Annotated in this window: 19 protein-coding genes, 2 tRNA genes and 2 other RNA genes; 11 read left to right on the top strand and 12 right to left on the bottom strand. The window is 47.8% G+C overall.

All coding sequences use genetic code 11. From position 1 onward, the window contains the following. Window positions 1-247 precede the first annotated feature (247 nt). On the top strand, window positions 248-1,036 hold the full coding sequence (phoH, locus tag ACDO57_RS09535) for a phosphate starvation-inducible protein PhoH (protein ID WP_024908976.1): 789 nt from the start codon (window positions 248-250) through the stop codon (window positions 1,034-1,036). A 201-nt stretch (window positions 1,037-1,237) separates the two neighbouring features. Here the strand turns inward: phoH and ACDO57_RS09530 are convergent. From ACDO57_RS09530 to ACDO57_RS09515, 4 genes are all read right to left on the bottom strand, one after another. Beyond that, window positions 1,238-1,375, bottom strand: a non-coding RNA gene (locus ACDO57_RS09530) — RtT sRNA. A 44-nt stretch (window positions 1,376-1,419) separates the two neighbouring features. Next, a tRNA-Ser gene (locus tag ACDO57_RS09525) sits at window positions 1,420-1,507 on the bottom strand. A 137-nt stretch (window positions 1,508-1,644) separates the two neighbouring features. Further along, entirely contained in the window at window positions 1,645-2,322 is a 678-nt protein-coding gene (locus ACDO57_RS09520) for an isochorismatase family protein (RefSeq protein ID WP_024908977.1), read from the bottom strand. A gap of 20 nt (window positions 2,323-2,342) precedes the next feature. After that, window positions 2,343-3,203, bottom strand: coding sequence for a pirin family protein (locus ACDO57_RS09515; RefSeq protein WP_024908978.1), 861 nt, complete (start codon window positions 3,201-3,203; stop codon window positions 2,343-2,345). 109 nt (window positions 3,204-3,312) lie between these two features. Between ACDO57_RS09515 and ACDO57_RS09510 the strand changes: the two genes are divergently transcribed. Continuing rightward, the gene (locus ACDO57_RS09510; protein WP_370883885.1) at window positions 3,313-4,218 is read left to right on the top strand and encodes a LysR family transcriptional regulator; all 906 of its coding nucleotides are present in this window, start codon (window positions 3,313-3,315) and stop codon (window positions 4,216-4,218) included. 433 nt (window positions 4,219-4,651) lie between these two features. Here the strand turns inward: ACDO57_RS09510 and ACDO57_RS09505 are convergent, their stop codons facing one another. The 4 genes from ACDO57_RS09505 to ACDO57_RS09490 form a co-directional block, all read right to left on the bottom strand. Continuing rightward, window positions 4,652-5,389: a DUF2290 domain-containing protein gene (locus ACDO57_RS09505; protein WP_370883884.1), complete on the bottom strand. Its 738-nt coding sequence runs from the start codon at window positions 5,387-5,389 to the stop codon at window positions 4,652-4,654. After that, a complete protein-coding gene (locus tag ACDO57_RS09500; RefSeq protein WP_240608060.1) occupies window positions 5,390-7,528 on the bottom strand; it encodes a DEAD/DEAH box helicase in 2,139 nt (712 codons plus the stop codon). Window positions 7,529-8,598: 1,070 nt separating this feature from the next. Then, window positions 8,599-8,736, bottom strand: a non-coding RNA gene (locus ACDO57_RS09495) — RtT sRNA. A gap of 44 nt (window positions 8,737-8,780) precedes the next feature. Further along, window positions 8,781-8,868: transfer RNA gene (locus ACDO57_RS09490), tRNA-Ser, on the bottom strand. A gap of 231 nt (window positions 8,869-9,099) precedes the next feature. Here ACDO57_RS09490 and ghrA point away from each other — a divergent pair. From ghrA to ACDO57_RS09470, 4 genes are all read left to right on the top strand, one after another. Continuing rightward, window positions 9,100-10,038, top strand: coding sequence for a glyoxylate/hydroxypyruvate reductase GhrA (gene ghrA, locus ACDO57_RS09485; RefSeq protein ID WP_061715559.1), 939 nt, complete (start codon window positions 9,100-9,102; stop codon window positions 10,036-10,038). Window positions 10,039-10,122: 84 nt separating this feature from the next. Beyond that, window positions 10,123-10,860 carry a phosphatase gene (locus ACDO57_RS09480; RefSeq protein ID WP_024908981.1) on the top strand — a complete coding sequence of 246 codons (738 nt, stop codon included), beginning with the start codon at window positions 10,123-10,125 and terminating at the stop codon, window positions 10,858-10,860. 21 nt (window positions 10,861-10,881) lie between these two features. After that, window positions 10,882-11,436, top strand: a complete 555-nt coding sequence (locus ACDO57_RS09475) for a molecular chaperone (protein ID WP_370883883.1) — start codon at window positions 10,882-10,884, stop codon at window positions 11,434-11,436. 96 nt (window positions 11,437-11,532) lie between these two features. Then, window positions 11,533-12,015, top strand: a complete 483-nt coding sequence (locus ACDO57_RS09470) for a DUF1097 domain-containing protein (RefSeq protein ID WP_073961616.1) — start codon at window positions 11,533-11,535, stop codon at window positions 12,013-12,015. A 43-nt stretch (window positions 12,016-12,058) separates the two neighbouring features. On the opposite strand, the gene csgG is transcribed toward ACDO57_RS09470, so the two are convergent. The 4 genes from csgG to csgD are packed head-to-tail and all read right to left on the bottom strand — an operon-like array spanning window position 12,059 to window position 14,400. After that, the gene (gene csgG, locus ACDO57_RS09465) at window positions 12,059-12,892 is read right to left on the bottom strand and encodes a curli production assembly/transport protein CsgG (RefSeq protein WP_032648920.1); all 834 of its coding nucleotides are present in this window, start codon (window positions 12,890-12,892) and stop codon (window positions 12,059-12,061) included. A 26-nt stretch (window positions 12,893-12,918) separates the two neighbouring features. After that, entirely contained in the window at window positions 12,919-13,332 is a 414-nt protein-coding gene (gene csgF / locus ACDO57_RS09460; protein ID WP_032648919.1) for a curli production assembly/transport protein CsgF, read from the bottom strand. Between the two features lie 23 nt (window positions 13,333-13,355). Continuing rightward, complete coding sequence (gene csgE / locus ACDO57_RS09455) at window positions 13,356-13,745, bottom strand: curli production assembly/transport protein CsgE (RefSeq protein WP_024908986.1); 390 nt, start codon at window positions 13,743-13,745, stop codon at window positions 13,356-13,358. A 4-nt stretch (window positions 13,746-13,749) separates the two neighbouring features. After that, entirely contained in the window at window positions 13,750-14,400 is a 651-nt protein-coding gene (csgD, locus tag ACDO57_RS09450; protein ID WP_024908987.1) for a biofilm master transcriptional regulator CsgD, read from the bottom strand. A gap of 742 nt (window positions 14,401-15,142) precedes the next feature. Between csgD and csgB the strand changes: the two genes are divergently transcribed. The 5 genes from csgB (at window position 15,143) to ymdB (ending at window position 17,620) form a co-directional block, all read left to right on the top strand. Further along, entirely contained in the window at window positions 15,143-15,598 is a 456-nt protein-coding gene (csgB, locus tag ACDO57_RS09445; protein WP_024908988.1) for a curli minor subunit CsgB, read from the top strand. Window positions 15,599-15,639: 41 nt separating this feature from the next. Then, complete coding sequence (gene csgA / locus ACDO57_RS09440) at window positions 15,640-16,092, top strand: curli major subunit CsgA (protein WP_024908989.1); 453 nt, start codon at window positions 15,640-15,642, stop codon at window positions 16,090-16,092. A gap of 61 nt (window positions 16,093-16,153) precedes the next feature. Continuing rightward, window positions 16,154-16,486, top strand: a complete 333-nt coding sequence (gene csgC, locus ACDO57_RS09435) for a curli assembly chaperone CsgC (RefSeq protein ID WP_208763752.1) — start codon at window positions 16,154-16,156, stop codon at window positions 16,484-16,486. Between the two features lie 164 nt (window positions 16,487-16,650). Continuing rightward, window positions 16,651-16,971 carry a type 1 fimbrial protein gene (locus ACDO57_RS09430; RefSeq protein ID WP_370883882.1) on the top strand — a complete coding sequence of 107 codons (321 nt, stop codon included), beginning with the start codon at window positions 16,651-16,653 and terminating at the stop codon, window positions 16,969-16,971. A 106-nt stretch (window positions 16,972-17,077) separates the two neighbouring features. Then, window positions 17,078-17,620, top strand: a complete 543-nt coding sequence (gene ymdB / locus ACDO57_RS09425; RefSeq protein WP_024908992.1) for an O-acetyl-ADP-ribose deacetylase — start codon at window positions 17,078-17,080, stop codon at window positions 17,618-17,620. The last annotated feature ends 3 nt before the right edge of the window (window positions 17,621-17,623 follow it).

Raw genomic sequence — 17,623 nt, 5'->3', positions numbered from 1 at the left:
ACATAACAACCGCAGCACCCGGCGCGGAGGCTCAGACTCCGGCAGCGATTTCCTCACCACTAAATTCTCCCCCCTTCCTCAAGAATCTGATTCGACCGACGTGCAGAACGGTGCGCGTAGCTGTTCCGTATCGTCATCCGATAAAGCAAGCAATGGCTTACAAGGAAGCCAACCCTCTGATGTTCGTGCGCATAATCGTGCCGAAGCTGGCGCGTGTGATGAATACCAACAACTCAAGGTGCTATCCATGGGAAGACAAAAAGCAGTGATCAAAGCTCGTCGCGAAGCAAAACGTGTGCTGAGACGGGATTCACGTAGCCATAAACAGCGTGAAGAAGAATCGGTCACCTCGCTTGTGCAGATGAGTGGCGTAGAAGCAATTGGCATGGCCCGAGACAGCCGTGATAATTCTCCAATTGTGGCGCGCAATGAGGCTCAGGCGCACTACCTGAATGCTATCGAGAGTAAACAGCTCATCTTTGCAACCGGTGAAGCCGGATGCGGGAAAACCTGGATTAGTGCAGCCAAAGCGGCGGAAGCGCTGATCCATAAGGACGTGGAAAGAATCATTGTTACCCGTCCGGTACTGCAGGCTGATGAGGATCTCGGCTTCTTGCCCGGAGATATTTCGGAGAAGTTTGCCCCGTACTTCAGGCCCGTCTATGACGTGCTGGTGAAGCGACTGGGCGCATCCTTCATGCAGTACTGCCTGCGACCAGAGATTGGCAAGGTGGAAATCGCGCCGTTCGCCTATATGCGCGGACGTACATTTGAAAATGCGGTCGTCATTCTTGACGAGGCTCAGAACGTGACCGCTGCGCAAATGAAGATGTTCTTAACGCGCCTCGGGGAGAACGTGACGGTTATCGTTAACGGCGATATTACCCAGTGTGACCTGCCATCCGGCGTGAAATCCGGGCTGAGCGACGCCATGTCACGTTTTGAGGAAGATGAGATGATTGGGGTGGTACGCTTCACCAAAGAGGACTGCGTGCGTTCGGCGCTCTGCCAGCGCACGCTGCAAGCGTATTATTGAGTTTGCTGTTGTGTTCAAGGCCCGGGAAACCGGGCTTTGTTTTTTGTGCATTTTATCCCCTCTCCCTTGGGGAGAGGGCTAGGGTGAGGGGCTCAGGCCGCATCGAGCTGCATATAGCACCGGGGGGGATTCTCATCCCCCCGCAGGCATGCAACATGCGAAAAAAAAGCCCGCATTTTCATGCGAGCTCTTCTTCAAATATGGCGGTGAGGGGGGGATTGACTCGCTTCGCTCGCCCTGCGGGCAGACTGTTCGCTACGCTCTCAGTCTGTCCAACTGGCTGTCGCCAGTTGTCGAACCCCGGTCGGGGATTCTCATCCCCCCGCAGGCGTGCAACATGCGAAAAAAAAGCCCGCATTTTCATGCGAGCTCTTCTTCAAATATGGCGGTGAGGGGGGGATTCGAACCCCCGATACGTTGCCGTATACACACTTTCCAGGCGTGCTCCTTCAGCCACTCGGACACCTCACCATATTGTTTTGCTGCCTGACCGCTTGGGGGGCAACGGGGCGCTACTATAGGGAGTTGCGCTAAAACGGTCAAGCAGATTTTCTGTATTAGTGTGCGTTCGGTTAAGCCTTAATCAGCTCTTGTCGCAGCACGGGTTATTAACGCTGAGAATCGAGCACTTCGCTGTTTTTAACCACTTCCTGTGCTTTGCCGTAGCTTTCGATCAGCAGCTGGTAAGCCGGGAAGATGTGGGTGTATACCTCAGCCCACTCCGCCGCGTCCTCACGGTTCCAGGTTCGCTGGATCTCAGAGGCCACCGCCGCCGTATCCATCGGAACCACACCGGCCTGCACCACGCGCGCCAGGGTGATCTCCTGCGCCATCTTGCTGTAGGTGCCGGAGGCATCAATCACCGCAAATACTTTGTACCCGTCCGCCACCGCGCTAATTGACGGGAAGGCCATGCAGACGCTGGTGATAGTGCCCGCAATAATCAACGTTTTGCGCCCGGTGGCTTTTACCGCAGCCACGAACTCCGGGTTATCCCAGGCGTTGATTTCACCTTTACGGGCAACATATTGCGCATGCGGCGCGTTGGCGTGGATCTCCGGGATAAGCGGTCCGTTCGGTCCCTGTGGAACGGACGCGGTGGTGATCACCGGGATCTTCGCCAGGGTCGCGATCTTCGCTAACGCTGCCGCACGAGCGCGCAACTCTGGCATTGGCATATCTCCGACGGTCTGGAACAGACCGCTCTGGTGATCGATAAGCAACATCACCGCATCGTTCACATCAATAACCGGACGGGAGCCATTAAAATTCGCAGGTGTAGACATCTTCTTCTCCTTTATTACGTTCAGATCTGGCCGAAGCGGCCGGAGTTGAAATCACGAATGGCTTCGTTGATTTCGCTTTTACTGTTCATCACAAACGGGCCATAGCCCACGATGGGTTCATTCAGCGGCTCGCCGGCCATCAGCAGCACTTTTGCATCGCTGCTTGCCTCAAGGTGCAGTTTGTCGCCTTCCTGACTCAGTACGACCAGCTGGGCTTCACCTGCCTGAGTGGTACCGTTCACCGTGATGTTGCCCTCAAGCACCACCAGCGCGGTGCTCCAGCCTTCGGGCTGATTGAGCGCCAGATGGCTTCCCTGGTTCAGTGCGATGTCCCAGACGTTGAGCGGCGAGAAGGTGTGCGCCGGGCCGGTAACCGTGTCGTAGCGACCGGCAATAACCCGCAGCGTTCCACCGTTTTCAGGCAGCGTCACCACCGGGATGTCGGCTTTCGTGATGCTCTGGTAGCCCGGTGCGGCCATCTTGTCTTTCGCAGGGAGGTTGACCCAAAGCTGCATCATTTTCAGTTCTCCGCCTTTCTGCGAGAACGCGCTTGAGTGGAACTCCTCGTGCAAAATACCTGCGCCTGCGGTCATCCACTGCACGTCGCCGGGGCCAATCACGCCGCCTTTGCCCGTGGAGTCGCGATGCTCCACTTCACCGGAATAGACGATAGTGACCGTTTCAAAACCCCGGTGAGGGTGCTGGCCTACGCCGCGTTTCGCACCATCTGCCGGAAAGGTGTACGGGCCTGCGTAGTCCAGCAGCAGGAACGGACTCAGCGGCTCGCCGTGGGTTTGATAAGAGAACATTGAACGGACCGGGAAACCATCGCCAACCCAGTGCTGACGAGGAGCGGTATAAACGCCTGTTACGTTTTTCATGATTAACTCCTGATGTTCTGTTGATGTAATTAGCTTATATTCAGGGTTAATATCCCGGTAGATAGTGAAAATGGCATTCACTGTTCCGAAAATAGAACAATGAGGACTTATGCAGGATCTCAATGACTTCGTCTGGTTTGTGAAGGTGGTGGACTACGGGGGGTTTGCGGCGGCGGGAAGGGCGCTTGACCAACCCAAGTCCAAACTGAGCCGCAGGATCGCGCAGCTGGAGGAGCGGCTTGGCGTACGGTTGATACAGCGCACGACGCGGCAGTTTACGGTGACGGAAGTGGGGCACACTTTCTATCAGCACTGTAAGGCAATGCTGATAGAAGCAGAAGCGGCAGAGGAGGCCGTTGCTGCGCTGCAGGCTGAGCCGCGCGGCGTCGTCAGGATCACCTGTCCCGTCACGTTACTGCACGTCCACGTGGGACCGATGCTGGCGCGGTTTATGGCGCGCTACCCCGGGATTAATCTCCAGCTTGAGGCCACCAATCGTCGGGTCGATCTTGTTGGCGAAGGTATTGATGTCGCTATCCGCGTGCGTCCGCGTCCGTTTGATGATAGCGATCTGGTCTTAAGGGTGCTGGCTGACAGGGGGCATTGCCTGGTGGCAAGTCCGCAGTTGATTGAACGTATGGGTAAACCGCGAATGCCTTCCGAGCTCAGTGAATGGCCTGGATTAAGTATGGGGGCCGGTAAACAGGTGCATAAATGGGAGCTCAGTGGTCCAGAAGGGGCGAAAGCGGAGATCCACTACGCACCGCGCTTTATTACCACCGACATGCTGGCACTGCGGGAAGCGGCGATGGCGGGCGTGGGCGTTGTACAGTTGCCGATATTAATGGTGAAGGATCAGCTTGCGTCAGGGGAACTGGTACGGGTGCTGGACGCGTGGGAACCCCGACGGGAAGTGATTCACGCGGTTTATCCTTCGCGGCGCGGCATGCTGCCGTCGGTCAGGACGCTGGTGGATTTTCTGACTGAAGAGTATGCGAAGATGGTTGAGGATTAATTATTCTCTCTCCCCTGGGCTGAGGGTTCCCCAGAAAAATGAAAAGCACGATGAAGTTTGGGTTACTGGTTGCATTAACAAATCAGAAGCACTCTCAACCTGCCTCAATATATCATCTGGCAGGAATTGTCTAATAGAGAGAGAAACAATTTTCTTACTATTCAAGTGCAATGGGCGGTTTTTACATGTTTAATAAGCGAGCTACTATTGCAATATTTAAATATTAATCTATGCATGCGTTAATGTTTTATATATTGTGAATTTGTAATCATAGGCCTAAAATACAGTTGAAATACATCTGAAAGTTTGAATTAATTAAGTGGTTATCCAGCTTGTAAATGGCTAATAACCTCCGTCATATGATGGAGGTTATCATTTTTTCTGCTTATTCGATGCCCTTTCCTCTTCTGTAGTGATAATGGAATAAAAAATTTTATACAATATTTAAAGCACCGCGTTGGAGATCACAATAAAAATCAGACTTTATTGTTATGCAGCTATTTTTAGTTCTTTGATATTGAATGTCCATTTTTAAATCACTGCCACTTAATATCTCCCATTTTTCTCTATAAAAGTTACTAAGAACAAAGGTAGTGAAAAGTTCTGGAGTGAAAATTTTATTTGTAGCAATTCTAGAACTATTGTTTACACCTAAATGTAAGTGAGCTATTGGATGATTAATCCTTTTATGCTGATCCTCACTTAAATCGTAGCGTAATATAGGTGTTGATATGTTTGCTTTTAATTCGCAAAGCGCTTGAGTATATTCTTCAAATGACCATTCATCGTCGATGAAGTACTTATGGTAAGTTTGCAAGAGATCTGTCGGTGAATCTGGAGTGTCGGTGTAAGTGGATGAATTCATTGGGTTTGGGTAAAATGCCATCCTGATTTCATATGGATACACTAATTTTGGATTTCCAATCGTATGTTGTACCTCTTGAAAGGAAAAGTGAAAATATGAAAAATCATTAAGGATAAAATTATAATAACCTTCATTAAGACCTGAGAAATATATATCTTCATGAGTTGCACCATCGCGCAAGGCGACATTATTAAATCTCTGATTAACTTTTAAACTAACAGGAAACACCATTTTGGGTTCTAAATTTAACGTTGTGCATATCGCCATTGAACGTGTTATGCCGTTATTAAAATTTTTGATGTTCATTTAGATACCTTTAAAAAAATCGGATTTTTCTTCGTCGCTGATACCCAATAATTCTAATTGTTCACGATAACTACGCTGCAATTCTTTTAATTTCTGACTTTTTTCAGATAAATCTCTTTGAAGAGTTTCAATATATTGAGGGTCTGGCTGAATAAACTCTAAACGAGGGCTGTTGTTTAGAGATATATGTAGTTCATTGAAGAAGAGTTCTGCATTTGCACCAATACCACTTACTCTAAGCCAAGCTTTTGCTCGAGTAAAAGCAGTGAAAATTCTATTTCGCGCATAATGGCTGCCTTCTGTATAAAAAAGCGAATCAATTCCTAATACAAGTACTGCTGGAGCTTCATTCCCCTTTGCTCTATGGATAGTGGACATAGTTATATGTCCCTTTTCAATAAATGACTTGGAGCTGTATGGATTCAATAGGACATTATTCGACAAAATACCACTTGCAATTAATTTATTTTGAATGTATTTGAAATAAGTGCGAGCGTTTCTATCATCTAATGCAATGATCATAATGTCTTCTGGCTGCAGGCCGTCACTGAGAAGCGACAATATATTTTTTACAACCCAATCAGACTCTTCAGGTAAACTTTCAAAAGAACGATATTTAATAAGTTCTTCTAACGGCTCGTAAGAAGAGATAGACAATGGACTATTCTTACTAGGCCGCTCGAGAATTACTTTACTTCCAACTTCAAAGTTGCCATTTATAACTTCGTATCCGACGTCTTCCCAGTGTGCTTTACCCTCTAAGTTTTGAACAGGACAACCATCTTTGCGATATAAACCGAAGCCTAAAGCATGAGCCGAAATTAATACTTCGCGTGGGTTTCGATAGCATTTTGTAAGGACAATATCATTTTCTAAATATTCTGGCATGTTACGCCCTGCTCTTTGTAGATCAATGAAGTCTCTACCATTTTCATCTTGACCAAATAGTTCTCTTGGAGAACGTGTCTTAACTTTGAAAATATTTTGGAGTTCATCATATCCCCAAATTATGTTTTTAGTATCAGATTCACCTTTTGTTATCCGATAGACTAACCGGAAAAAAGATGATGTCATATCTTGAGCTTCATCCATTAGAACATAATCGTACTCTTGGCGAAGTTTGTTGCTAGCAATGGCGTCAGCACAAACATACTCAAAGGGATTATTTGGTGACTGCATCTTTGCGTGTGTAAATCCTACAATCGGAATACCATTGTTGTTGCATGCTGTATAGTAAACCCCATCTACGCCAGTACCACCCCATGCATGTTTGATATGCAAATTGTCCCAGTTTGGATCTACTTTTTTATAATGACGATAGAATCGAGTAATAAGATTTTTAACATGAACATATAAACTCTTTGTGAAAAAGGTAAAGAGGATTTTTTTTTCAGGGTATTCCATATGAATATGTGCTGCTTTCATTGCTAAAACAACTGTTTTCCCTGAACCAGCTAATCCACGAATTCGTTGTGGGCCATCAATAATTGTTACTGCACTGTTTCTTTGTCTAATATCGAAGGTCTTAATCTCTTCTTCAAGTTTCATTAAAGTAAAAGCTTTAGTGGACTTTCCATCTTCGTCAACGTTTCTTTGATTGTCAGAGGATAACGCTTTAGTCCCTTCTAATATTGCTCTGCATTCGTTGAATTTATCCTGTGATAATGGTTCACTTAAGTCTTCCTTCATGATATTGAGCGTGTCAGTAAGCTCTGTTATAGATGTAATAAATAAATCAGAATCACAATCAAGGTCTTCTATAGATTCTGCATAAAAATATGCGTCAAATCCAATCGTAAGTTCTTGAGTACGTTTTTTTTTAGCTCTTAGTAATCTACTTTCATAAAGATTGGAAAATATCAAGCTTCTAAATTCATCCCATTCCAAATCTATTTTATTAGATGAAGTAGAATTGTTAAAAATACTAAATCGTAGTGCTAAAATACCATGTTGTTCACTTAAAATAACCAAGTCAGATGTCTTCATTACATCTGATTCATAACCGTAGAATTTTGGGAAACCAAAATAAACTATGGCTTTTTCAAGACCTAATGCCTCACAGTTCGACTTGAGATGTCCAACTACAAGTTTTGCTAATGGAACACTTTCAAAATGTTTTGAAGTAATTACTGTTTCCATAGTTATTTTCTCCTTAACTAAGTGATTCTTTCAATAATACACACCAGAAAAAGTTTGTGCTACATAATTGCTGCAGTCAAAGAAGGGCCGTTGAAGGTTTTTTGTTCAGTTTGACAGTTCTATACACTCTCCAACCAAAAAAGCAGTAGCGAAGTATTAGTATTGTACCTTTTATTTATGCAAAATGAAGCTAAAACGAAAAATAATTTAAAATTTGTGATGCGAGTTTATTTTTAAGATTGCGTGCATACCCAACTTGTGCAAGGGTAGCCATGCTATTTATAGATAATTATAATATATTTTACACACAACTACTAATTTTTGCGAGGTTATCCACTCGTAAAAAATGCTGAGTGATATCTTTTATATTCAGATAGTGGCATTCCTTTAAATATATATTTTGTAGAAACAGCAACCTGTAAAAATGTCGCGTTTTTTGCTAGCCTCTGGCCTGATAGGCTCATTTACAAGCATTAAAAGCAGGTAAATAAATTTCGTGCTTATTTCGGAATGTTATTATCCTAGTCTGGTTTGGAATGAGATGAAATACTGCGAGGTTCGTATAACGATTGCTAATATTATGGATAAGAAGAATATAATATGCCGTGTAATAGAATAAATGGAGTATTCATCGCAATAATAGCGAGAATGGGATGTTCAGAATAACCTCTATTATATAATCAATATAGTCAGTTACATGATGAAATAAAAATTTTTACTTATATTTTTAACACGGCGGAGGGTAATTTACTTTCTTCGCTCTCGGACTCTCGGACTCTCGGACTCTCGGACTGAATGTTGCCAGTTGTCGAACCCCGATAGTAGGATTTCATGCCCCTCAGACGTTCAATATACGAAAAAAACATTTTCATGCGAGCTCTTCTTTAAATATGGCGGTGAGAGGGGGGTGACTCGCTTCGCTCGCCCTGCGGGCAGCCTGTTCGCTTCGCTCTCAGTCTGTCCAACTGGCTGTCGCCAGTTGTCGAACCCCGGTAGTGGGATTTCATGTCCCTCAGACGTTCAACATGCAAAAAAAAGCCCGCATTTTCATGCGAGCTCTTCTTTAAATATGGCGGTGAGGGGGGGATTGACTCGCTTCGCTCGCCCTGCGGGCAGCCTGTTCGCTTCGCTCTCAGTCTGTCCAACTGGCTGTCGCCAGTTGTCGAACCCCGGTCGGGGATTCTCATCCCCCCGCAGGCATGCAATATGCGAAAAAAAAGCCCGCATTTTCATGCGAGCTCTTCTTCAAATATGGCGGTGAGGGGGGGATTCGAACCCCCGATACGTTGCCGTATACACACTTTCCAGGCGTGCTCCTTCAGCCACTCGGACACCTCACCATATTGTCATCCCGTTGTTGCGGGACGGGCGCTAATGTAAGGAAAAGCCGAACGGCCGTCAACCCAATTTTTCAGTAATTTAGCGCGTTTAGACAAACTTCAGGCAACATGATTCTTAAATGTGCTGAAAGCGTCTTTTTTATCAGCAACACAGTTACGCAGTAAATTTGTTATGCTGGCAATCCACTTGAAAATGAAAACAAAACAGCGCAATAAAAGGCAGGAATAACTATGGATATACTCTTCTATCACCCCACGTTTGATACGGCATACTGGATCAAGGCGCTTACGGCGGCGCTGCCCGGCGCACGCGTTCGCGAGTGGAAGCGTGGCGATAATGAACATGCCGACTATGCGCTGGTCTGGCATCCACCGGTTGAGATGCTGCAGGGCCGCAAGCTGAAGGCGGTTTTCGCCCTGGGCGCGGGTGTTGATTCGATCCTCAGTAAACTGAAAGCGCATCCCGAAATGCTGCCTGAAAATATTCCGCTGTTCCGTCTCGAAGATACCGGAATGGGCCAGCAAATGCAGGAATATGCCGTCAGCCAGGTACTGCACTGGTTCCGCCGCTTTGATGACTATCAGGCCTTTAAACAGCAGGCCCACTGGGAGCCGCTGCCTGAGTACCGTCGCGAAGACTTTACGATCGGCATCCTCGGTGCGGGCGTGCTGGGCTCAAAAGTGGCAGAAGCACTCGCTCCGTGGGGCTTCCCCCTGCGCTGCTGGAGCCGTAGTCGCAAGGACTATCCGGGCGTCGAGAGTTTTGCCGGAACGGATGAGCTTCCGGCCTTTCTGAACGGCACGCGCGTGCTGATCAACCTGCTGCCAAACACGGCGGAAACGGTAGGGATCATCAATGAAACCTTGCTCAATCAGCTCGTCGATCAGAGCTACCTGATGAACCTGGCGCGCGGAGTCCATGTTGTGGAAGGCGATCTGCTGAAGGTCCTGGACAGCGGAAAGCTAAAAGGCGCCATGCTGGATGTCTATAGCCGTGAACCGCTGCCCGCGGAAAGCCCGCTGTGGAAGCACCCGCGCGTCGCGATGACCCCGCACGTGGCTGCCGTGACGCGTCCGGCAGAAGCGGTGGCCTATATATCCCATACCATCTGCGAAATGGAAAAGGGCAACGCGGTCACCGGGCAGGTCGACAGAAAGCGCGGCTACTGAGAGAAACCCGGCGTTCGCCGGGTTTTTGCTAATATTCGCCGCTGATAACTGCTATCCTTTGGAAAAACCGCAGAGGAGAAAGAGATGTATCCCGTTGACCTGCATATGCACACCGTCGCCAGTACCCACGCGTATAGCAACCTCCATGATTATATCGCTCAGGCGAAGCTTAAAGGTATTAAGCTGTTCGCGATCACCGATCATGGCCCGGACATGGCGGATGCGCCGCACTACTGGCATTTTGTGAATATGCGGATCTGGCCACGTCTGGTGGACGGCATTGGGATACTGCGCGGCATTGAGGCGAACATCAAAAATATCGACGGTGAGATCGACTGCACCGGCCCGATGCTGACGTCTCTGGACCTTATCCTCGCCGGTTTTCATGAGCCGGTTTTCCCGCCTCAGGATAAAGAGACCAACACCGCGGCGATGATTGCCACTATTGCCAGCGGCAATGTGCACATTATCAGCCACCCCGGTAACCCGAAGTATCCGATTGATATTCAGGCTGTCGCGCAGGCGGCAGCAAAACACCGCGTGGCGCTGGAGATTAATAACTCCTCCTTTGTTCACTCGCGTAAGGGCAGCGAAGACAACTGTCGCGCCGTGGCGGCCGCCGTGCGTGATGCGGGTGGCATGGTGGCGTTGGGCTCAGACTCTCATACCGCGTTTACGCTGGGTGATTTCAGCGAGTGCCTGAAAGTGCTGAATGATGTTAACTTCCCGGAAGCGCAAATCCTGAACGTGACCCCACGCCGCATGCTCGATTTCCTTGAGTCGCGCGGAATGGAACCGATTGCCGAATTTGCCGATCTTTAATTGTGTAATGGAATAAAAAAAATGAACGAGTTTTCCATCCTCTGCCGCGTGCTGGGTACGCTCTATTATCGCCAGCCGCAAGACCCGCTACTGGTGCCACTTTTTACGTTAATTCGTGAAGGTAAACTGGCGCAGAACTGGCCGCTGGAACAGGATGATTTACTGGAACGTCTGCAAAAAAGCTGCGACATGCAGCAGATTGCTACGGACTATAATGCGCTGTTTGTCGGCGATGAGTGCCGCGTTTCGCCATACCGCTCTGCCTGGCAGGAAGGGGCGACGGAAGCGGAAGTCCGTGCTTTCCTCTCCACTCGCGGTATGCCGCTGAGCGATACGCCAGCCGATCATATCGGTACGCTGCTGCTGGCAGCGTCCTGGATTGAAGATAACGCCGGTGATGATGAGAACGAAGCCATTGAAACCTTGTTCGAAACGTACCTGCTGCCGTGGGTCGGGACGTTCCTGGGTAAAATTGAAGCGCATGCCACCTCGCCATTCTGGAGAACGCTGGCGCCGCTGACCCGCGACGCTATCGCGGCAATGTGGGATGAGCTGGAAGAAGAGAACGAAGAGTGATGTAAGTCACATAAATTCTGCAACTCATCAGTTCATTTTGCATGTAATGTGCTGATGATCTCATTTCTATGGTGCGCTTCTGCTAAGATGCGCGCCATGAACATATTACTTTGTATCGCAATAACGACAGGTATTCTCTCCGGGCTCTGGGGATGGGTGGCCGTGTCTCTCGGATTGCTCAGCTGGGCCGGGTTCCTCGGCTGTACCGCCTATTTCGCCTGTCCGCAGGGGGGAGTCAAAGGGCTCTTTATCTCAGGCTGCACGCTGATGAGTGGTGTTATCTGGGCGCTGGTGATCATGAAAGGCAGCGCGCTGGCGCCGCATCTGGAAATTCTGGGATACGTCATGACGGGTGTCGTCGCCTTTTTAATGTGCATCCAGGCTAAGCATCTGCTGCTTTCATTTGTGCCGGGAACCTTTATGGGGGCGTGCGCGACCTTTGCAGGACAGGGTGACTGGAAGCTGGTGGTCCCCTCACTGGCGCTGGGGCTGCTGTTTGGCTATGCCATGAAAAACAGCGGTCTGTGGCTGGCATCGCGGCGGGAAAAAGCGCAAAACATCACGGCAGTGAGCGAATAAAAAAAGGCGAGATAATCATCTCGCCTTTTTTATGCGCTTCCTGTCAGGATTCCGGAGGGACTGACATATCGCGGTATTTCACCAGTATCGGGTTCTGCACGTCTGCTTTGTTTTGCAGATCCCACAGCCCGCGGTCTATACCGTCGTTAATTAAGTAGATCACGCCGGTTTCAATGGCCGACATCAGACACATCATGACCGGCTCGTTAGAGGTGTAGCCAATTTCACCTTCCAGCAAACGCTGGTAATCGATGAAGCGGAATACCCCTGCCTGAACTTCATAAGACAGAATGGTTTTGCTGGTGTTCACCGAAGAGAGCACTTCGCCTGTACTGACGTTGACCACACGCAGGTTAACGGCGATTTGGTCGAGCTGGTACTGGGTATCCGCACCGATACCAAAGTACCGCGCGCCCGCACCACCCGATTTAACGTTACTTTCGTAACCAATAATCGATCCTTCAATCATCACGTTCGCTGCCGCCAGAGATTGCAGAGGCGTCCGGTTATTGTCCGCAACGGTGCCATTTTCCTGGGCGGCACGAATGATTTTGCGTTCATTCAACAGGTTCTGGAGCCCCTGACGTTCCAGCGGAATAAACCAGTGCGAATCCTTGAGTGCGGTAACCAGCATCGCGGTGGCGCTCTGCGGCACTGCCGTGGAGAAGTTACTTGCCGGGTAAGGTTTGAATTGCCCGGTTTCATCCTGAATGTTGTACACGGAGACAAATATTTTTCCCGTTGGAGCAGGTAAATGCGTTAAATCACGATAACTCTGGGCCCGAGGCATTAATGTTGGTTTTGCAGCTTCTTTAGGTGGAGCAGTTAAACAACCGCTCAATAAGCACACTGCAACAAATATCAGGAAGCGCTGCATGATTGTTGTCCTTATTTCGTTGTTGTTCAGAAGTTAGTTGAATCGTTTTGTAGACCGGAAACCTGGATAGTGGAGATTTTTCCGGTTTTACGATCGGTCACGTTCAACTGAAGCTGTCCGTCCGTGTTGGCGATATCAACGATAAAGTCGTTGGTCACCATCCGCCCGGGTTTACCGGTATTAATGTTGGTCAGCAAACCACCTAAAATCTGCGACTGGATGGCCTGCGTGAAGTTATCCAGTGCGGACGGGGTATCAACGCTAAAATTCTTTAAGCTGGGATCCTTATAGGAGTTTTGCGCCTGAGCTTCATTCAGCAGGAACGCGCCGTTGTTAGGGTTACCGCCAAAGTTAGGGTTACGGAACTGAAACGTCATGTTTCCGGCCCAGCTGATGGGTGTGATCAGCATTATCGAAACAACTGCATATGCAATACGCATGACAGCCTCCGCATATCGGTTCGCTAGAACTCGTCTTTTGCTAAATCGCTGGTGCTTAATAGGGCTTTATCTATTTGCAGGCGATTAATAGCGTCTTCTGATTGTGCCAGTGCTAAGACTACGTTTTTATCGAAGTCCATTTTGGTCGGGAATAAAAACGTTTGATAAATAACGGACTGATTAGCCGTTATTGTTATCCAACTTCCCCATCGTGCACTGGGCCGCTCGTTGATTGTTATATTACCCGTGTATGTACTTTCCCATTTGTCACTGAAGGCACGGTAAAAACTGTGCCCGACCGATGAGACAGTGTGGTCTGTTAACAATCCGGGAACTTCGACCTCGACGGCCTTCAGATTCCCAGCAGCGAGCAGGAAACTCGCTGCGGCGATCCAACTCAACGTGCGCTTCATGTGATTAACGCCTGAGGTTATCGTTTGCCCACGAAACCGCCTGAGTTCGGTTTTTCACAGCTATCTTCTTGAAAAGATTATAAAGGTGCGTCTTTACCGTATTTTCGCTGATAAATAACGAACGGGCGATTTCAATATTTGAAGCACCAATGCGTAACTTATTCAGGATCTCTTTCTCACGGTGCGTGAGCAGTGCTGACTCTGAGCTGTTATAGCGATAATTTCCGGAGTGCGTGATGAGATAGCTGGCAAGCTTTTGCGAAAAATAACACTCTCCGCGCAATATACCTTGCAGCCCCTCTACCACCCGGTCTTCTTCTTCCGTGACGTAGAACACGCCATTGATATGCGGCCAGCTTTCAATATCTCTGAAAGGATATTCATCAGGCGTATTCAACAATAGCACGCGGATATTATTGTTTTTTCTGCTTAAAATATCCTGCCAGTAATGGATAAGCTTTTTATCAGCTTCCATCATATCGAAAAGAATGATGCTGCCAGGTGCAATATCATCAAAAGAACGTTGAATATTATGCAATTTCCCGCTCAGTGATAAAGATTGCTTTAAATGTTGTAATAATGCTGTCGCTTGCAAAGAAGGTTTTGTGATCAACAGTAATGTATGACCATGTAAACTATGGACTTCATTATACATGATGAAACCCCACTTTATTTTGGCACCTGGCAGCTGTCCTCCAGTTTAAAAGAGGACACCAGAAGTACTGACAGATGTTGCACTGCTGTGTATAGAATCAGACCATAACCTCCACAGGGAGGTAAATATAAAACCAATTTCGTACATCTAATTTCAATCTAGCTTTTACGAAGTTTAAAGCAAGTGTTAAACATGTAACAGAACGTAAAAATCAATATTAATTTGTGAAATTTGATTGTTTGGAAGGGTGAGAATTGATGAGAAAGTTGTACACCTAAATAGAGATGCACAGATTTTAAAAATCATACAAATATTTTTAACGATATGATTATTAAGAATATTTGTTATTTTTGTAAAGCACTAATTAAGTATGAGTTTCAGATGATTTCTAAGCCCAGGAATGAGCGACTGTCTGGCTTAAGAAAAGAGGCTCCGTGTCACGCACAGAGAAAAATGTTTCCTGCCGTTACGTTTAAACAACCCGGGAGGAAGCGTGGACAGCCTTTGTCTCGTTGTACAACCCTTTCACAATACACCTTTATTAAAAAATATAAGCCGGCCTGATTAAAGTGTTTTTTACTGTAAATTAAGACTTTGTGGTGACCCGAAAAATAAAAATAAGCCGCGCGGGTGAGATATTTAAAATGTTTCAGCGGACATACTCTTCACCGTAACGACGCGTTAACACCATACGAGCCGTTTAAACATGGAGTAATTAAATAGCCAGGTCCAGGGTGACAACATGAAAAACACATCGTTAATTGTGATGTTTACATTACTGGGTGCGCCTGGATTTGTAACCGCGGCTAATTCAGATTTGGCAAATGCTGAATATAACTTTGCGGTTAACGAATTAAGTCTTTCATCACTAAATCAGGCAGCCATTATTGGTCAACGGGGCGTTTTCAATGACGCTCAGGTTCGCCAGGACGGTTCAAAACTCTTATCCATTGTTTCCCAGGATGGGGCAGGCAACAGAGCGAGAGTCGATCAATCAGGGGCTTACAATATAGCCTGGATCGATCAGAGCGGTAACGGGAATGATGCAGGTATTACGCAAGATGGATACGGTAATAGCGCGAAAATTATCCAGCAAGGGTCGGGTAATAGAGCAAATATTACGCAGTACGGTACGCAGAAAACCGCAGTTGTAGTGCAGAAACAGTCGCAAATGGCGATTAACGTTATTCAACATTAGCGCTTTCGCGACGACTTTAATCAATCCGACGGGGGTTTACCATGAAATTTTTCAAAGTGGCAGCGCTTGCAGCAATCGTAGTTTCTGGTAGTGCTATGGCTGGTCTGATTAATCAGGATGGCTGGGGTCATGGGCATGGTCATGGCGGATACGGTGGCCCAAATTCAACCCTGAATATTTATCAGAATGGTGGCGGTAACTCCGCGGTTGCTCTGCAAACAGACGCCAGAAATTCTGTCCTGAATATTAGCCAGACAGGTGGCGGTAACGGCGCTGACGTTGGTCAGGGTTCTGATGACAGTAAAATCAACCTGACCCAGAAAGGGTTTGGCAACAGTGCAACACTTGATCAGTGGAACAGTAAAAAATCCGTCATGAATGTTAGCCAGTCCGGCGGCTTTAACGGTGCACTCGTAGACCAGACTGCGTCCAACTCAACTGTTAACGTTACCCAGATCGGTTTTGGTAACCACGCGACAGCTCATCAGTACTGATACTGAAATCTGTGCTACAAAAAAACAGGGCATCAGCCCTGTTTTTTTTCGGGAGTTCATCATGAATACCTTAATTCTACTCGCCGCGCTTTCCAGTCAGATAACGTTCAAAACGTCGCAGCAGGAAAACATGACCACCATTATTCCGCAGGTCACTCTGGCGCAATCGTGTGATTGTCAGGTTCAAATTGTTTCTGTTCGGGAAGGGCAGGGGGGACAAAGTTCGTCCCGACAGCAAAATACCCTTTTTATACCCGCTAATCAGACGATTGATTTAATGCGCCTGAGTTTAAATATTAACGCAGGAGACACGGTAAAAATCGTGGTCACCGTTTCAGATGGAAAATCGCTTCATTTATCACAACAGTGGTCACCGGCGGGAAGTCCGATCTAAATATTCATGAAATCAATGTGTTGCGAATGTGGCGGGTCTGCGCCGTTGAGCTATGCTGATATCAGGGACCTGGTCGTCATGTTCCTTAACGTGAGACTTCGTTTGCCGTAATAAATGAAGCGCGTTTACCCCTCATGGACGATTTTCATTGAGGAGTACCTATAATGAACAACTATTTTGCTCGACTCGCGGCAGGTCTGTGTCTGGTCGTTTCTGCTTTGAGTATCCCGGCTTATTCGGCCACAGTTGTTGACGGTGGTGTCATTCATTTTCGCGGTGCCATTGTTGCAGACCCCTGTGAAGTCACTCCCCAGAAGCAACAGTTTGCAATGTCATGTCCAGATAATAACCGTATGCAAACGCGTATGGTGAGCTATGAAGAGGCGCTTAACGGGAAAGTGAGCGACTCAAACCTGGCGACGCTCAATATGAAATACCTAAATCCTGAAAAAACGCTCGCGGTTGTCGAAATCCAGTATCGCTAATGCGCACTCTCCCGCCCAGCGGTGGAAGAGGATTTTTTCTGATAGTTTTTTCTCCCGGTCTCCTCTGCGATACACTTAAGAAAAAGGCGGGTTGCAGAGGGGCTTTATGAAACCGCAAATTGACATTATTCATGGCGATATTACGACCATGCACGTCGACGTTATCGTCAATGCGGCCAATCCCTCCCTGATGGGGGGAGGCGGCGTGGACGGGGCTATCCACCGGGCTGCCGGACCGCAGCTGCTGGAAGCCTGTAAAACCGTGCGGCAACAGCAGGGCGAATGTCCTCCCGGTCACGCGGTGATTACGCTTGCGGGCAATCTGCCTGCCAGAGCGGTTATTCATGCCGTAGGGCCCGTCTGGCATGGCGGGGACCAGCACGAAGCGAGTATTCTGGAAGAGGCTTACCGGAACTGTTTACGGCTGGCCGCCGACAACGGCTATAAAACGATGGCGTTCCCGGCCATCAGCACCGGCGTGTATGGTTACCCTAAGGCCGCCGCCGCAACGATCGCCGTAGAAACCGTTTACCGCTACCTGTCGTTAAAACCGCTGCCGGAGAAGGTGATTTTTGTCTGTTTCGACGACGACACCACGCATCTTTATCAGCGGCTGCTAACTCAGCGCAGACAAGAGCTGGAAAGCTGAAGC

It is taken from the genome of Enterobacter cloacae complex sp. 2015409 (assembly GCF_041365315.1).
Lineage (GTDB): Bacteria > Pseudomonadota > Gammaproteobacteria > Enterobacterales > Enterobacteriaceae > Enterobacter > Enterobacter pseudoroggenkampii.
This window is presented reverse-complemented; position numbering and strand designations above follow the sequence as displayed.

Coding starts and splice junctions, on each gene's coding strand:
- phoH (WP_024908976.1), top strand. CDS start 248: ATGGGAAGACAAAAAGCAGTGATCAAAGCTCGTCGCGAAGCAAAACGT.
- ACDO57_RS09520 (WP_024908977.1), bottom strand. CDS start 2,322: ATGTCTACACCTGCGAATTTTAATGGCTCCCGTCCGGTTATTGATGTG.
- ACDO57_RS09515 (WP_024908978.1), bottom strand. CDS start 3,203: ATGAAAAACGTAACAGGCGTTTATACCGCTCCTCGTCAGCACTGGGTT.
- ACDO57_RS09510 (WP_370883885.1), top strand. CDS start 3,313: ATGCAGGATCTCAATGACTTCGTCTGGTTTGTGAAGGTGGTGGACTAC.
- ACDO57_RS09505 (WP_370883884.1), bottom strand. CDS start 5,389: ATGAACATCAAAAATTTTAATAACGGCATAACACGTTCAATGGCGATA.
- ACDO57_RS09500 (WP_240608060.1), bottom strand. CDS start 7,528: ATGGAAACAGTAATTACTTCAAAACATTTTGAAAGTGTTCCATTAGCA.
- ghrA (WP_061715559.1), top strand. CDS start 9,100: ATGGATATACTCTTCTATCACCCCACGTTTGATACGGCATACTGGATC.
- ACDO57_RS09480 (WP_024908981.1), top strand. CDS start 10,123: ATGTATCCCGTTGACCTGCATATGCACACCGTCGCCAGTACCCACGCG.
- ACDO57_RS09475 (WP_370883883.1), top strand. CDS start 10,882: ATGAACGAGTTTTCCATCCTCTGCCGCGTGCTGGGTACGCTCTATTAT.
- ACDO57_RS09470 (WP_073961616.1), top strand. CDS start 11,533: ATGAACATATTACTTTGTATCGCAATAACGACAGGTATTCTCTCCGGG.
- csgG (WP_032648920.1), bottom strand. CDS start 12,892: ATGCAGCGCTTCCTGATATTTGTTGCAGTGTGCTTATTGAGCGGTTGT.
- csgF (WP_032648919.1), bottom strand. CDS start 13,332: ATGCGTATTGCATATGCAGTTGTTTCGATAATGCTGATCACACCCATC.
- csgE (WP_024908986.1), bottom strand. CDS start 13,745: ATGAAGCGCACGTTGAGTTGGATCGCCGCAGCGAGTTTCCTGCTCGCT.
- csgD (WP_024908987.1), bottom strand. CDS start 14,400: ATGTATAATGAAGTCCATAGTTTACATGGTCATACATTACTGTTGATC.
- csgB (WP_024908988.1), top strand. CDS start 15,143: ATGAAAAACACATCGTTAATTGTGATGTTTACATTACTGGGTGCGCCT.
- csgA (WP_024908989.1), top strand. CDS start 15,640: ATGAAATTTTTCAAAGTGGCAGCGCTTGCAGCAATCGTAGTTTCTGGT.
- csgC (WP_208763752.1), top strand. CDS start 16,154: ATGAATACCTTAATTCTACTCGCCGCGCTTTCCAGTCAGATAACGTTC.
- ACDO57_RS09430 (WP_370883882.1), top strand. CDS start 16,651: ATGAACAACTATTTTGCTCGACTCGCGGCAGGTCTGTGTCTGGTCGTT.
- ymdB (WP_024908992.1), top strand. CDS start 17,078: ATGAAACCGCAAATTGACATTATTCATGGCGATATTACGACCATGCAC.